12 protein-coding genes are annotated in these 14,855 nt (G+C 69.2%); all 12 read left to right on the forward strand.

Translation table 11 applies throughout. The features are described 5' to 3' along the window. The first annotated feature begins 76 nt into the window (after positions 1-76). The 12 genes from RN743_RS11300 (at position 77) to RN743_RS11355 (ending at position 14,778) form a co-directional block, all read left to right on the forward strand. A complete protein-coding gene (locus RN743_RS11300) occupies positions 77-1,069 on the forward strand; it encodes a nucleotidyltransferase family protein (protein ID WP_310779954.1) in 993 nt (330 codons plus the stop codon). Next, the gene (locus RN743_RS11305; RefSeq protein ID WP_310779955.1) at positions 1,066-2,307 is read left to right on the forward strand and encodes a LeuA family protein; all 1,242 of its coding nucleotides are present in this window, start codon (positions 1,066-1,068) and stop codon (positions 2,305-2,307) included. The genes RN743_RS11300 and RN743_RS11305 overlap by 4 nt, the downstream gene beginning before the upstream one ends. Then, positions 2,304-2,915: a hypothetical protein gene (locus RN743_RS11310; protein WP_310779956.1), complete on the forward strand. Its 612-nt coding sequence runs from the start codon at positions 2,304-2,306 to the stop codon at positions 2,913-2,915. Before RN743_RS11305 ends, RN743_RS11310 begins: the two co-directional genes overlap by 4 nt. Positions 2,916-2,925: 10 nt before the next feature. After that, positions 2,926-3,966, forward strand: a complete 1,041-nt coding sequence (locus tag RN743_RS11315) for an isocitrate/isopropylmalate family dehydrogenase (protein WP_310779957.1) — start codon at positions 2,926-2,928, stop codon at positions 3,964-3,966. Continuing rightward, complete coding sequence (locus RN743_RS11320) at positions 3,959-4,318, forward strand: hypothetical protein (RefSeq protein ID WP_310779958.1); 360 nt, start codon at positions 3,959-3,961, stop codon at positions 4,316-4,318. The genes RN743_RS11315 and RN743_RS11320 overlap by 8 nt, the downstream gene beginning before the upstream one ends. Further along, positions 4,303-4,566: a hypothetical protein gene (locus RN743_RS11325; protein WP_310779959.1), complete on the forward strand. Its 264-nt coding sequence runs from the start codon at positions 4,303-4,305 to the stop codon at positions 4,564-4,566. Before RN743_RS11320 ends, RN743_RS11325 begins: the two co-directional genes overlap by 16 nt. Then, positions 4,563-5,747 carry an acyl-CoA dehydrogenase family protein gene (locus RN743_RS11330; RefSeq protein WP_310779960.1) on the forward strand — a complete coding sequence of 395 codons (1,185 nt, stop codon included), beginning with the start codon at positions 4,563-4,565 and terminating at the stop codon, positions 5,745-5,747. The genes RN743_RS11325 and RN743_RS11330 overlap by 4 nt, the downstream gene beginning before the upstream one ends. Positions 5,748-5,843: 96 nt before the next feature. After that, on the forward strand, positions 5,844-9,095 hold the full coding sequence (locus tag RN743_RS11335; protein ID WP_310779961.1) for a hypothetical protein: 3,252 nt from the start codon (positions 5,844-5,846) through the stop codon (positions 9,093-9,095). 5 nt (positions 9,096-9,100) lie between these two features. Beyond that, complete coding sequence (locus tag RN743_RS11340) at positions 9,101-10,066, forward strand: MBL fold metallo-hydrolase (RefSeq protein ID WP_310779962.1); 966 nt, start codon at positions 9,101-9,103, stop codon at positions 10,064-10,066. Next, positions 10,063-11,058 (forward strand): homocysteine S-methyltransferase, encoded by a 996-nt coding sequence (gene mmuM / locus RN743_RS11345; RefSeq protein ID WP_310779963.1) that lies wholly within the window; start codon positions 10,063-10,065, stop codon positions 11,056-11,058. Before RN743_RS11340 ends, mmuM begins: the two co-directional genes overlap by 4 nt. 17 nt (positions 11,059-11,075) lie before the next feature. Then, on the forward strand, positions 11,076-13,358 hold the full coding sequence (locus RN743_RS11350; RefSeq protein WP_310779964.1) for a DUF5916 domain-containing protein: 2,283 nt from the start codon (positions 11,076-11,078) through the stop codon (positions 13,356-13,358). 40 nt (positions 13,359-13,398) lie between these two features. Continuing rightward, a complete protein-coding gene (locus tag RN743_RS11355) occupies positions 13,399-14,778 on the forward strand; it encodes a pyridoxal-phosphate dependent enzyme (RefSeq protein WP_310779965.1) in 1,380 nt (459 codons plus the stop codon). Positions 14,779-14,855: the final 77 nt, after the last annotated feature.

The following is a 14,855-nucleotide window of genomic DNA, read 5'->3' on the forward strand; positions in this document are numbered from 1 at the left end:
CGCGGGGCCCGGTCGGCCCGGGCTCCCGGCCCCCGCAGACGGCAGGACCACTCTCCCGAAACTCTGACGGCTCAACATGCAGGCCATAATACCGTTGGCGGGAATGGGTACAAGGGTCCGTCCCCACACCCACACCCGTCCCAAACCCTTACTCCGCGTGGCCAATCGGCCCGTGCTTTCCTACGTCGTCGAGCAGCTCCGAGCCGAGGGCGTCGACGATCTCATCTGCATTACCGGGCACCTCGCCGGCCAGATCCGGGCCTTCATGGCGGAGGAGTTCCCCGGCCTCCCCGTCACCTACGTGGAACAGGCCGCTCAGCGGGGCACGGCGGACGCGATCGCGCTGGCGGAGCCCCATGTGACCGGGCCGGTCCTCATCGTGTTCGTGGACACGCTCTTCGATGCCGACTTCAGCGTCCTGCACCGCCACGCGTCGGCGTCCGGCATCATCTGGGCCAAGGAGGTGGAGGACTACCAGCGGTTCGGCGTCATCCTCACCGACGAAGCGGGGTACATGAAGCGGATCGTCGAGAAGCCGTCGGAACCGGTATCGAAGCTCGCGAACATCGGCGTCTACTACGTGAAGGATCACGAACTGATGTTCGAAGGGATTCGGCATGTGATGGATCGGGATCCTCAGCTCGGGGAGTATTTCCTCACGGACGCGTTCCAGTACATGATCGACCGTGGCGCACGTCTCCATACGGCGGAAGTCGGCGGCTGGTTTGACTGCGGGAAGCCGGAAACGCTGCTCGAGACGAATCGGGTGATGCTCGAGCGCGGACACGGAGGGGATCCCGACCTGCCGGATTCCGTCACCGTGGACGGAGCCATCGCGATCGCGGCCGATGCCATCGTCGAGACCTCCGCGGTCGGCCCCAACGTGAGCGTCGCATCCGGAAGCCGGGTCCGGGGCTCCCGCCTCCGCGACACGATCGTCGGCGCGGACAGCGTCATCGAGGACTGCGATCTGATAGATTCCCTCGTCGGGGACCGCGTGACGCTTCGAGGCGTGCGCGGCAGAGTGAGCGTGGGAGACGACGGAGTCGTCGAAGGCGAGCGGACTTGAGGCAGGACGAACTGATATACGACTGGAACGCGCTTCCGGGCAGCCACGACTACGTGGGGACCCGCGTCGAACTGGACGACGAGACGCTGCGCGACGGCCTGCAGAATCCGTCCGTCAAGGACCCGCCCATCGAGAAGAAGATCGAACTCCTCCACCTGATGGTGGATCTCGGCATTCACGCCGTCGACATCGGTCTTCCCGGGGCCGGACCCCGCGCCCACGAAGCGTGCCTCGCGCTGGCTCGCGAGATCGTCGATGGCCGGCTCCCGATCGAGGCCAACGCGGCCGCCCGCACGGTCCGGGCCGACATAGAACCCGTGGCGCGCGTCCAGCAGGCGACCGGCCTCAACATCGAGGTCGCCACCTTCATCGGAAGCTCGCCCATCCGCCAGTACGCCGAGAACTGGGATGTGGACCAGATCCTCGCTTCGTCGCGCGACGCCATCGAGTTCGCCATCGGCGAGGGACTCGACGTGATGTACGTGACGGAAGACACGACGCGGTCGCGGCCCAGGACGCTCGCCCGGCTCTTCTCGGCCGCGGTCGAGGCGGGGGCCCGCCGGATCTGTCTCGCGGACACCGTCGGCCACTCGACGCCCCACGGGGTGCGGCGACTCGTGCGGTTCGCGAAGGACATCGTGGCCGGCACGGGTGAATCCGTGAAGATCGACTGGCACGGTCACCGCGACCGCGGCTTCGGGCTCGCGAACGCGCTGGCGGCGATCGAGGAGGGGGTCGACCGCGTGCATGCCACCGCGCTGGGGATCGGCGAGCGGATCGGCAACGTCGAGATGGACCTGCTGCTCGTGAACCTCCACCTGCTCGGGACGCACGACCACCCGATCGACCGGCTGTCGGACTACTGCCGCCTCACGGCGGAGATGTGCGGGGTCGACGTGCCCCACAACTACCCCGTGATCGGGGACGACGCCTTCCGGACGGGGACGGGCGTGCACGCGGCCGCGATCATCAAGGCCATGCAGAAGGGGGACGGCTGGCTGGAGGACCGCGTCTACAGCGGCGTGCCGGCTTCGATCGTGGGACGGAAACAGACCATCGAGATTTCTCCGGTGTCCGGTCTCAGCAACGTCCGCTTCTGGCTGAGCCAGCACGGATACGACGCCGGGGACGAAACCCTGTGCGAGGCGGTGTTCCGGCTCGCCAAGAAGTGCGATCACACGCTCTCGCGGGACGAAATCGAAGCCGAGATCGCGGGCGTCGAGGCGGCGCGGACATGAGATGCCGCACAGCGCCGTCCTGTGCGCTCGCCCTCCTCTCCGCCGGGGCCCTCGCGGCGCAGCAGCCTCCGGCGGGCGGCCCGCCGACCGTGCCCGCGGGCGTGCCCGTCGTCGTCCTCCCCGTGCAGTCGGCCGTCCCGGACGCCGACGGGGCGTGGGTCGGGGGGACGGGGAGCGCGCAGCGCACGATCGACCTCCTCAACGCCGAGATCGAGTTCGCGTTCGGGGAGGAGGAAGGAGCCGCGCATTGGGACCTCGCTCCCGCCGTGGAGGCGCGCCTGGCCCGCAACCCGACGATCGGTGTCGATCCGGGGCGACTCGCCTACCGGGGCCTGCTCGCCGCGCCGGATTCCCGGGCGCAGCTCTATGAACCGCTCCACACGCAGCTCCGCCAGGTGGCGGCCCTCTTCGGCGCCCGTCTCGTCGTCCTGCCGCTCGCGGTGTCGTATCGGGAGCGTCGGGCCGTCCTGCAGCTCGCCGTGATCGACGTGAGGCGCAGCGCCGTCCTCTGGCACGGCGCCGTCGCGGGGGCGGCCGCGGAGGCCGCGTCGCCGTTCGCCCTCACCACGCTCGCGTTGCGCGTGGCCGCCGGACTCGCACCGTCATGACGACGAAACCATGACGACGAAACCTCTGCACGACGTCGTGTTGATCCCGGGCGACGGCATTGGCCCGGAGATCGCCGAGGCCACGGTCGCGATCCTGGAGGCCGCCGGCGCGCCCATCCGCTGGCGCGAATGCCTCGGGGGCGTCACCGCCATGGAGACCGTCGGCGAGCCGCTTCCGCAGGCGACCCTCGAAGCGATCGAGGCGACCGGCGTCGCGCTCAAAGGGCCGCTCACGACCCCCATCGGCTCCGGCTTCCGGTCCGTGAACGTGGCGCTGCGCAAGCACTTCGACCTCTACGCGAACGTGCGTCCGGCGGTCACCATCCTCCCGGCCGCCCGCTATCAGGACGTGGACCTCGTCATCGTGCGCGAGAACACCGAGGGCCTCTACGCCGGGATCGAGCACTTCATCGGGATGGAGAACGACCCCCGCGCCGTCGCCGAATCCGTCATGCTCATTACGCGTTACGGGTCGCGCCGCATCGTCCGCTTCGCGTTCGAGTACGCCCTCGCCCACGACCGGCGGCTCGTGACCCTCGTCCACAAGGCGAATATCCTCAAGTACACGCAGGGTCTCTTCCTCGAGGTCGGACGCAACGTCGCGGCCGAGTACGAGGGACGGGTGGAATTCGACGAGAAGATCGTGGACGCCACGGCGATGCAGTTGGCACTGGATCCGTACCGCTTCGACGTGATCGTGACCGAGAACATGTTCGGCGACATCCTCTCCGATCAGGTCGCCGGACTCATCGGCGGACTCGGCTTCGCGCCGGGCGCGAACCTCGGCGAGCGGGCGGCGATCTTCGAGGCGGTGCATGGATCGGCCCCGGACATCGCGGGGCAGGGGATCGCGAACCCCACCTCCCTCCTGCTCGCGGGATGCCTGCTGCTCGACCACCTCGAAGAAGGCGAAGTGGCCGCGCGCATCCGCGCCGCCCTGCACCGGACCCTGCAGGAGGGTGCCGCGTATACTCCGGACCTCGGTGGGTCCGCGCGCACGGCCGAGTTCGCCGGCGCGGTGATCGAACGACTGGAAGACACGGGTGCATGATCGGCGCGGGACGACCGGCACGGAGCGCGAGCCGATGGAAGAGCTTCATTTCAAGGGCGTGATGTGCGGCGCCTGCGGCCAGATGTTCCCCAAGGGGCAGTTGGACGGCGACGACTGGTGCGAGCCCTGCGGGCCGCGCATGCAGCGGAGGATGCGGGTTTGGCGCCATGTGGTCGCCGCGGGCATCACGCTGCCCTTCGCCGTCTGGACCGTGATCTGGCTCCGCGCCTCCCCCGAACTCGGGTTCCTGCCCGCGTACGCGTGGGGGCTGCCGCTCGTGGCCGCGTACTATCTCGGTTTCCGCATCGGCCGCGAGGTCGTGAAGGGCTACACGCGGTGGCGGCTCGGCTAGGCGACCGGCCCGGCAAGGGCGCCGGCGTCCGGACCGTGCTGGGGCTTCCGGCCGCGGCGCTCGCCACCATGGTCGGGGTCGTCCTCGTCATCAACGCGCACGTGTACGGCTGGCCGGGCGTGGTCGGGGGCCTCCTCCTCGCCGCCGCCGCCGTCGCGTTCGGCGTCCATTGTTTCCGCGCGGATTCGTCCGCCGTCCCTCATACCGCAGCCACCGGCTGCCCGGAATCCGGAGAGATTCGCGAATGACCTTCGAAGGTGTCGACTACTTCAATCTCGATGCGCTCCTTCATGAAGAGGAGATCGCCATTCGGGATCTGGTGCGCGAGTGGGTGGACCAGGAGGTCCTGCCCATCATCGGCCACCACTACATCGAACGCACGTTCCCGCGGGAACTCATCCCCCAGATGGGAGAACTCGGCTTCTTCGGGGCGAACCTCCCCGAGGAGTACGGCTGCGCGGGCCTCAACAACGTCGCCTACGGCCTCATCATGCAGGAACTCGAGCGGGCGGACTCGGGCATCCGCTCCTTCGTCTCGGTCCAGGGCGCCCTCGTCATGTACCCGATCTTCGCCTTCGGGTCGGAGGAACAGAAGCGCGAGTGGCTGCCGCGGCTGGCGAGCGGCGAGTCCATCGGCTGCTTCGGCCTCACCGAGCCCGACTTCGGCTCCAACCCCGGCGGCATGATCACGAGGGCCGTCGAAGACGGCGACGAGTGGGTCCTCAACGGCGCCAAGATGTGGATCACGAACGGCTCGATGTCCGATGTGGCGGTGATCTGGGCCAAGACCGGAGACCTGGACGACGTCGGCTCGATCCGCGGCTTCATCGTCGAGACCGCGCGCGACGGCTTCTCCGCCAGCGACCAGAAGGGGAAACTCTCCCTCCTGGCCTCCGACACGTCCGAACTCGTCCTGCAGGACGTGCGGGTGCCGCGCACGAACCTCCTCCCGGGCAGCGGGGGGCTCAAGAGCCCGCTGAAGTGCCTCACGCAGGCGCGCTACGGGATCTCGTGGGGGGCGGTCGGCGCCGCCATGGCCTGCTATCGCGAATCGGTCGACTACGCGAAGAACCGCGTGCAGTTCGACGGGACGCCGATCGCGCAGACCCAGATACAGCAGGTCCGGATCGCGGACATGCTGACCGAGATCACGAAGGCGCAGCTTCTTTGCCTCCGGCTCGGCCGGATGAAGGACGAAGGCACGATGCGGCCGCAGCACGTCTCCCTCGCGAAGCGGAACAACGTGAACATGGCGTGCGAGTGCGCGCGCGAGTCGCGGCGCCTGCTCGGAGCGAACGGGATCCTCGCCGAGTACGCCTCGATGCGCCACATGGCGAACCTCGAGTCGGTCTACACGTACGAGGGCACCCACGACATCCATTCCCTGATCCTCGGACACGACGCGACCGGACTGCCCGCCTACAACTGACCGGCGGGACGGGCGGGGCCGCGGGGCTCTGGCCCGCATCCGTCCGGGACCGCACGTTTCCTCGCTCAAACGACCCGTTTCACGAGGCAGAGAGCCATGTCCAACGTTCGCCGCTTCTCCATCAGTCTCGCCTTCGCCCTCGCGGCCGCCGCGCCGCTGGCGGCCCAGCAACTCACGCCCGAGCAGTACGAGGGGCTGCGGGCGCGCCACATCGGACCCGTCGGCAACCGCGTCTCCTCGGTCGCCGGCGTCCCAGGGGACCGCAACACGTACTTCGCCGGCGCCGCGACCGGCGGCATCTGGAAGACGGACGACGCCGGCCTGCACTGGCGCCCCGTGTTCGACGACCAGCCCGTGCACTCCATCGGCGCCCTCGCCGTCGCCCCGAGCGACCACGCGGTCGTGTGGGCGGGCACCGGCGAGACCTCGATCCGCTCGAACGTCTCGATCGGGAATGGCGCCTGGAAGTCGACGGACGGCGGCGAGACCTGGACCCACATGGGGCTGGAGGGGACCGGCCGCATCGGCCGCATCCTGATCCATCCGCACGACGCGGACATCGTCTACGTGGCGGCGCTCGGCCACGCCTACGCGGAATCCGACGAGCGCGGCGTGTACCGGACCTTCGACGGCGGCGCCTCGTGGGAGAAGATCCTCTTCGTGGACCGCGGGACGGGCGCCTACGACATGGTCATGGATCCGGCGAACCCGCGGAAGATCTTCGCGACGATGTGGGACATCGATCTCAAGACGTGGAAGCGCGACAGCGGCGGGCCGGGGAGCGGGCTCCACCTCACGATGGACGGCGGCGACACGTGGACCGAACTCGCGGGGAACGGGCTTCCGACGGGCACGCTCGGCAAGATCGCCGTCTGCATGTCCCACTCGGACTCGGATCGGGTGTACGCCCTCATCGAGACGAGCGACGGCGTGCCGATGGAGGGGTACGAGGCCGACACGGGAGAGCTGTGGAGCAGCGATGACGGCGGCCGCGCGTGGCGGCTCGTGAACTACAGCCACGACCTCGCGACCCGGCAGGCCTACTACACCCGCTGCGGCGTCGCCTCCGACGACCGCGACGAACTCTACTTCCTCTCGTCCAGCTTCAGCGTGAGCCGCGACGGGGGCGCGACGTACGAGATGTTCAACTTCCTCGGCGGCGGGCCGCTGGGCGGAGACCCGCAGGCCCCGGGGTGGGACCTGCACGACATCTGGGTCGATCCGGAGAACTCGGACCGCGTCTTCATCGGCGGCGACAGCGGCGTCGCGATCACGGAGAACCGGATGAAGTCGTGGTCCCGCATGCAGCTGCCGATCGCGCAGATGTACCACGTCACGGTCGACAACGAGATCCCCTACAACGTGATGGGGAACCGCCAGGACGGACCCTCCTACCACGGGCCGTCGAACACGCGCTACATGGGCTTCTGGGCGCGCGGACTCATCCCGCGCGGCGACTGGACGACCGTGGGCGGCGGCGAGAGCGGCTTCGCGACGCCCGATCCCACCGACCCGAACATCGTGTGGTCGAGCGCGTCCGGCGCCGGTGCGGTCGGCGGCATCGTCGTGCGGCACGACCGGGAACGCGGCCAGTTCCGCGACGTCGAAGTGTGGCCCGAGTCCACGATGGGATATCCGGCGGAGGAGATCCGCTACCGCTTCCAGTGGACCTTCCCCCTCCTCATCTCCCCGCACGACAACGAGACGATCTACGTCACGAGCCAGCACGTGCACCGCACGCGCAACCGGGGCCAGAGCTGGGAGGTCATCAGTCCGGACCTCTCCACGCACAACCGGGAGCGGATGACGATCTCCGGCGGGCTCACGCCCGACAACATCGGGGTGGAGTTCTGCTGCGTGATCTACGCCTTCGACGAGTCGCCCATCGAGCAGGGCGTGTTCTGGGCCGGCACGAACGACGGCCTCGTGCAGGTGAGCCGCGACGACGGCGCGACGTGGACGAACGTCACGGAGAACATCCCGAACCTGCCTCCCGACGGCATCGTGCGGAGCATCGACGCCTCCCGCTTCGACGTCGCGAAGGCCTACATCACGATCGAGCACCACCAGGTGGGCGACTTCGACGCGCGCGCCTACAAGACCGATGATTTCGGGGAGACGTGGACGCAGATCACGAACGGGGTCGACAACTACCCCGTCGACTACACGCGCTATCTGCTCGAGGACCCGGTGCGGCCGGGCCTCCTCTACCTCGGCACCGAGACGAACGTCTACATCAGCTACGATGACGGGGAGAGCTGGCAGCTCTTCATGCCGAACCTTCCCCCATCGCCGTACTACGGGCTCATCATCCAGGAGCACTTCAACGACTTCGTGGCCGGGACGTACGGCCGCGGCTACTGGATTCTGGACGACCTGAGCGGGGTGCAGCAGCTCACGCCCGAGATCGCGGCCTCCGACGCCCACCTGTTCGCGCCGCGCGCCGCGTACCGCTTCAACGACATCTCCGAGCCCCAGATCATGTACGAGGACTGGTCCGTGGGCGAGAACCCGCCCAACGGGGCGTCGATCAACTACTGGCTCGGCGACGGGGAGGGACGCGAAGTCCAGGTGCGGGTCGAGAACTCGGACGGCGAGACGCTGGCAACGCTCGACGGCTCCAGCCACGACGGCTTCAACCGCGTGTGGTGGAACTTCCGCGGGCCCGACGCGAACCCGATCCACTACCGCACGAAGCCGCAGTTCGCGGACTGGATGCCGATGCCCGAGGTCTCCCGGCAGGTCGGGGGCGGCTTCTTCGGCTTCGGCGGCGGGCCCCGGCAGCCCCCGGGCACCTACACCGTCACGCTGGTGGTGGACGGTGAGGATGTAGGGTCCGAGGAGCTGACGGTCCTTCGGGATCCGAGCTCCGAGGGGTCGATGGCGGACATCCTCGCGCAAAAGGCGCTGCTCGACGACATCGTGGAGGATCGGAACCGGCTCGCCGATGCCGTCAACCAGATCGAACTCCTGCGGCGGCAGATCTACGACCTGCGCCCCGTGCTCGAAGAGGCGGGGGACGCGGAGGACGTGCTCGAGGCGGGAGAGGCGCTCGACGAGTCGCTCATCGAGGTGGAGGGCGAACTCGTGCAGCTCAAGAACACGGGGCCGGACGGAGTGCGCTGGCCCTCGATGATTGCCGGCCGCCTGCAGTACCTGCAGGGGACGGTCGGCACGGCCGACTTCCCGCCCACCGATCAGCACGCCGAGGTGGCGCAGCTCCTGAGCGACCAGATCGATGAAGTGGTCGTGCGGCTGGAGGCGGTGCTGGCCGACGAACTCGCGGAGTTCAACCGGATGCTCCAGGCCAGGGTGGGCCGCGTCATCACCACCGACGACGACGGATAGCGGACGTGCGCGGGGCGATCCTCCGGCTGGCGGGCGCGGGCGCGCTGGCCGGGGGGGCGCTCGCCTGCGCACCGGGCCCGGACATCGCCCCCGAATCCAAGGCCGCGACGGCGGGGTTCTGCTCGAACGTGCCCCGTTCGCAGTACGCCGATCTGGAGCGCGTCGAAGTCGCGGATGACTGGTTCGAGGCGTATCGCGTCGCCCCGCGCGTGTACGCGATCTACGAGCCGTTCCAGTTCCAGGAGGTCATCTCCTACCTGATCCTGGGTGAGGAGGGCGCCCTCCTCTTCGACACGGGGATGGGGATCGGCCGCATCCGCGCCGTCGTGGACGAACTCACGGCGCTGCCCGTGACCGTCCTCAACTCGCACACGCACATGGACCACGTCGGGGGCAACGCCGAGTTCGAGCGCGTGCTTGCCCTGGACACGGAGTTCACTCGCGCGCACGCCCGGGGCCGCACGAACGTCGAGGTGCGCGGAGAAGTGGCCGGAAACGCGCTCTGTCGGCCCCTGCCCGCGGGAATCACGGAGGACAACTACCATACGCCCGCCTTCGAGGTCTCCGCCTTCATCGACGACGGACACCGCATCGACTTGGGGGGGCGCACGCTCGAAGTCATCGCCGTCCCCGGCCACACGCCCGACGCGATCGCCCTCGTCGACCGCGAAGCCGGGTTCCTCTGGACGGGCGATTCCTTCTACGAGGGCCCGATCTGGCTCTTCGCCCCCGAGACGGACCTGCAGGCGTACCGGGCCTCGGTGGCCCGACTCGCCGAGCTCGCGCCCGAGTTGACGATGCTGTTCACGGGCCATAACACGCCGGTCGCGCAGCCCTCGCGGCTGCTCGAACTGCACGACGCCGTGGAAGCCATGTTCGACGGCATCGCCGTCGGCAACCGACTGCGGGACGGCGGGGTCGAGTTCGTGTTCGAAGGGTTCTCGATCATGGTCGGCCCGGACCCGCGTTGACCGACCCGATCCGCGACTTCATCGAGCGGGAGGGCTTCCTGGTCCTCGACGGCGGCCTTGCGACGGAACTCGAGGCGCTGGGCTGCGATCTCAACGATCCCCTGTGGTCCGCCCGCGCGCTCATCGACGATCCCGAGGCGATCCGCGCCGCGCACCGCCGCTTCCTCGACGCGGGGGCCGACTGCATCGCCACCGCGACCTACCAGGCGACCTTCGAGGGTTTCGCGGCGCGCGGGCTCGACGCGGCGGCGACCGTGCGCGTCCTGCGCGAGTCCGTCGACGTCGCCCTCTCGGCCCGCGCGGACTTTCTCGGCGGCCGCGGTGCGCCCCCGCTCGACGGCCCGCCGTCCGCGCCCGGTGGGCCGGTGGCCGCGAGCGGCCCGCCCCCGCTCGTCGCGGCGAGCATCGGGCCGTACGGGGCCTACCTGGCCGATGGATCGGAGTACACGGGCGACTACGGGCTCTCCGCGGCCGAGTTGTACGACTTCCACGCCCCGCGCTGGCAGGTCCTCGCCGAGACGGAGGCCGACGTCCTCGCCTGCGAGACGACGCCCTCCGTGGAGGAGACGCGCGCCTACTGCCGGCTCGCCGCCGTGTCCCATCGCCCGACGTGGATCAGCTTCCAGTGCCGCGACGGCGCGCGCCTCGCGGACGGCACCCCGCTCGAGGCCGCCGTCGCCCTGTGCGACGCCGAACCCCACGTCGTCGCGGTCGGCGCGAATTGCACGGATCCGAGCCTCACGGTGTCTCTCATCGGGGCGGCTCGCCGCGCGACCGGGAAACCGATCCTCGTCTACCCGAACTCGGGCGAGACCTGGGACGCCGAGACGAAGTGCTGGACCGGCCCGGCGACCCCCATGGACTGGGCGGGGAGCGCCGCCGAGTGGCGCGCGGCGGGCGCCGACGGCATCGGCGGCTGCTGCCGCGTGGGGCCCGCCGAGGTCGCCGCCATCCGCGGCGGGACCGTGTCGTTTCAGCGGACCGTCACTTGAGAAGGGAACGGGGCTGCATGCGCGCGACTCGCGATCTCCTGGCCAGTATCGTCGGCACCATGCTTGTCGTGCTCCTCGCGCCTGCCCTGCTGCAAAGCCAGCAGGCGCCCCGGGCGCGGGCGTCGGAGATCGCGACGCCTCCGGTCATCGACGGTCGGCTCGACGACGAGGCCTGGTCGGGCCTCGCGCCGCTCGACGGCTTCACCCAGCGCGAGCCCACCGAGGGCCAGCCGGTGTCGCAGCCCACGGAGGTCCGCGTCGGCTACGACGGCGCGGCGCTGTACATCGGCGCGTGGCTCTTCGACGACGATCCGGCGGGCATTGTCACGGGCCAGACGCTGCGGGACGCTTCGCTCGACGATTCCGATGCCTTCGTCGTCGTGCTCGACACCTACCTGGACCGGCAGAACGCCCTCGTCTTCGGCACCACGCCGGCGGGGATCGAGTACGACGGACAGGTGACCGGCGAGGGAGTGGGCGGCGGTCGGGGCGGGGGCCGCCAGCAGCGCGGCTCGGCCGGCGGCTTCAACCTCAACTGGGACGCCTCGTGGGAGGTCGCCACGAGCAGGGACGATCGCGGCTGGTACGCCGAGATGCGGATCCCGTTCTCGACGCTGCGCTACGGCGCCGGGGGACCGCAGGACTGGGGCCTGAACGTCGAGCGCAAGATCCGCCGCAACAGCGAGCAGTCGATGTGGGCGCCCCTGCCCAGGCAGTTCGGCGTCTACCGCGTCTCGCTCGCCGGTATCCTCGCGCTCGAGGCCCCCGCCCGGCGCACGGTATCGATCAGCCCGTACGCGCTCATGGACGGCTTCAGGGACTATGGCGTGCCGTCGCCGGAGACGGAGTTCGGGCGACAGATCGGGGGCGACGCCAAGATCGGCCTCAACCAGAGCCTCACGCTCGACCTCACGGTGAACACCGACTTCGCGCAGGCGGAGGTCGACGACCAGCAGGTAAACCTCACGCGCTTCAGCCTCTTCTTCCCCGAGAAGCGCGCCTTCTTCCTGGAGAACGCGGGCACCTTCGCGGTCGGCGCGAGCCGTTCGGCCGAACTCTTCTTCAGCCGCCGCATCGGGCTTCAGGGCGGCCGGGAGGTGCCGATCACGGCGGGCGCCCGCATGACCGGAAAGGTCGGCGCCTTCCAGGTCGGCATGCTCAACATCCAGACCGAGGAGGCCTTCCACTTCGACGACGACGCGGGCGTCAGCGAGCGGATCGCGCCCGCCAACAACTTCGGCGTGCTGCGGGCGTACCGGGAGTTCGGCAACCGGTCGCAGCTCGGCGCCATCTTCGTGTCGCGCCTCAACACGGCCGACGCGGGAGACCACAACCTCACGTACGGGATCGACGGCCGGCTCGGCATCGGCGACGCCCTGACGTTCGACGGCTGGGCGAGCCTCACCGCCACGCCCGTCCCCGGCGGGGAGGACGCCGCGGGATCGGGGTTCAACGACGGCGAGTACGGCTTCGCCGGCGGCATGCGGTACGTGACGCGGGACTGGCAGGTCACGACCGGATACCGGCAGATCGGCGACGCCTTCAACCCGGAGGTCGGCTTCGTCAACCGGCGCGGCTACCGCCAGTTGAACTGGCGCTTCCTCCGCCACATGCGCACCGACGGCGTGTCATGGTTCCGGGAGTTCCGTCCCCACATTTCCGGGAACAGCTGGTGGACGCTGGGCGGCTTCAACGAGTCGTATCTCGTGCACTTCGACAACCACTTCCAGTTCGAGAACGGCGCCTTCTTCCAGCTTCCCGGCTTCAACTTCACGGGGGAGGGTCTCGAGGCCCCGTTCGCGATCCGGGAAAACATCGTCATCCCGGCCGGCACCTACCACAACATCGACTGGGAGTTCAGGGCGAACACGAACCGGGGCGCCCCCCTGTCGCTGTCCGTCGGCTGGGACCTGGGCGGGTTCTACAGCGGGACCCGCTTCGGCCCGAACGCGACGCTCGCGTACCGCTACGGGGACAGGCTCAGCGCGAGCCTCATCACGAACTATTTCGACGTCCGGCTCGACGAGGGCAGCTTCAAGACCGCCGTCGTGCGCTTCAACGCGTCATATTCGTTCACGCCGCGCGTTTATCTGCAGGCGAACGTCCAGTACAACGACGATACGAAGGACGTCGGGACCAATGTCCGCTTCGCGTGGCTCGATACGGCGGGTACGGGGTTGTACGTGGTGTGGAACGACACGAATCACACCGGCTCGCTCGAGCGTACGGGCATCATGGCCGGTCCGAAGCAGCGCCAGCTCGTCGTCAAGTACAGCCGGCTCTTCAACCTGACCGGGTAGCCCGGCAAGCGGGCGCCGGCGCCAGAGAGGGCAGATCTTCATGTGGCACGAGGACATCCTGGGCACGATCGGCGGCACGCCGCTGGTGCGCGTAAACCGCCTCGCGGCGCACCTGCCCGGCACCGTCCTCGCGAAGCTCGAGTACTTCAACCCCGGCGGCTCCGTCAAGGACCGCATCGGCGTCTCGATGCTCGACGACGCCGAGGCGCGGGGCGAGATCCAGCCTGGCGGAACGATCGTCGAGGGCACGAGCGGCAACACCGGCGTCGGGCTGGCCCTCGCCGCGATCGCCCGCGGCTACAAGTGCATCTTCGCGACCACCGACAAGCAGAGCCCCGAGAAGATCGCCATCCTGCGCGCGCTCGGAGCGGAAGTCATCGTCTGTCCGACGGCGGTGGACCCGGAGGATCCGCGCTCCTACTACCAGGTCTCGCGCCGGCTCGCGGAGGAGACCCCCAACTCCTTCTACATGAACCAGTACGACAACCCCGCCAACACGCTCGCCCACCTGCGGACGACCGGCCCGGAACTGTGGGAGGGGACGGAGGGGAGGATCACGCACCTCTTCGTCGGCTCCGGCACCGGCGGCACGATCTCGGGCTCCGCCGCCTACCTCAAGGAACGGAACCCCGACGTGCGGATCATCGGCGTGGACCCTTACGGCTCCGTCTACTGGAAGTACTTCCACACCGGCGAGTTCGACGAGGACGAGATCCATCCCTACGTCACCGAGGGGGTGGGGGAGGACATCCTCGCGGGCAACATGAACTTCGACATCGTGGACGACTACGTGCGCGTCACGGACCGGGAATCGATGCTCATGACCCGCCGTCTCGCGCGCGAGGAGGGGATGTTCCTCGGCGGCTCGTGCGGCATGGCGATGGCCGGCGCCCTCGGGTGGATGGAGGTGAACCGCGACGCGGTCTCCGACGAGGATGTGCTCGTCGTGATCATGCCGGACGGCGGCTATCGCGCGCTCGGAAAGGTCTACAACGACGTCTGGATGCAGGAGCACGGCTTCCTCGATGAGGGCGAGACCCTCACCGCGGGTGTGCTCGTCACGCGCCGTTCGACCGACCGGCCGCTGGTGTCGGCCCCCGTCGACATGTCGCTCGAGGATGCGATCGCGTCGATGCGGGAACACGCGATCTCCCAGCTTCCAGTGACGGAGGCAGGAGAGGTCGTCGGGAGCCTCATCGAGCAGAACATCCTGCGCTTCCTCATGGGAGACCCCGACGCGCGGGGGCGCCTCGTGCGCGACGTCATGGGCCCGCCCTTCCCGACGGTGGAGGCCTCGAACCCCGTCCACGCCTTCGCCAACGCCCTCAGCGGAGACCAGCCCGCCGTGCTCGTGCGGCAGGAAGGCGGCACGCTCGGCATCCTCACCCGCTCCGACCTCATCTCCGCCCTCGGCGCGTAGATCCGGATCGGCCGTGCCCGGGAGACGTTCCCGCGGGAACGTGGTTGCTTGCGAAACGCTGCTTATGACGTCAAAAT

This window comes from Candidatus Palauibacter scopulicola, from assembly GCF_947581915.1.
Taxonomy (GTDB): Bacteria; Gemmatimonadota; Gemmatimonadetes; order Palauibacterales; family Palauibacteraceae; genus Palauibacter; species Palauibacter scopulicola.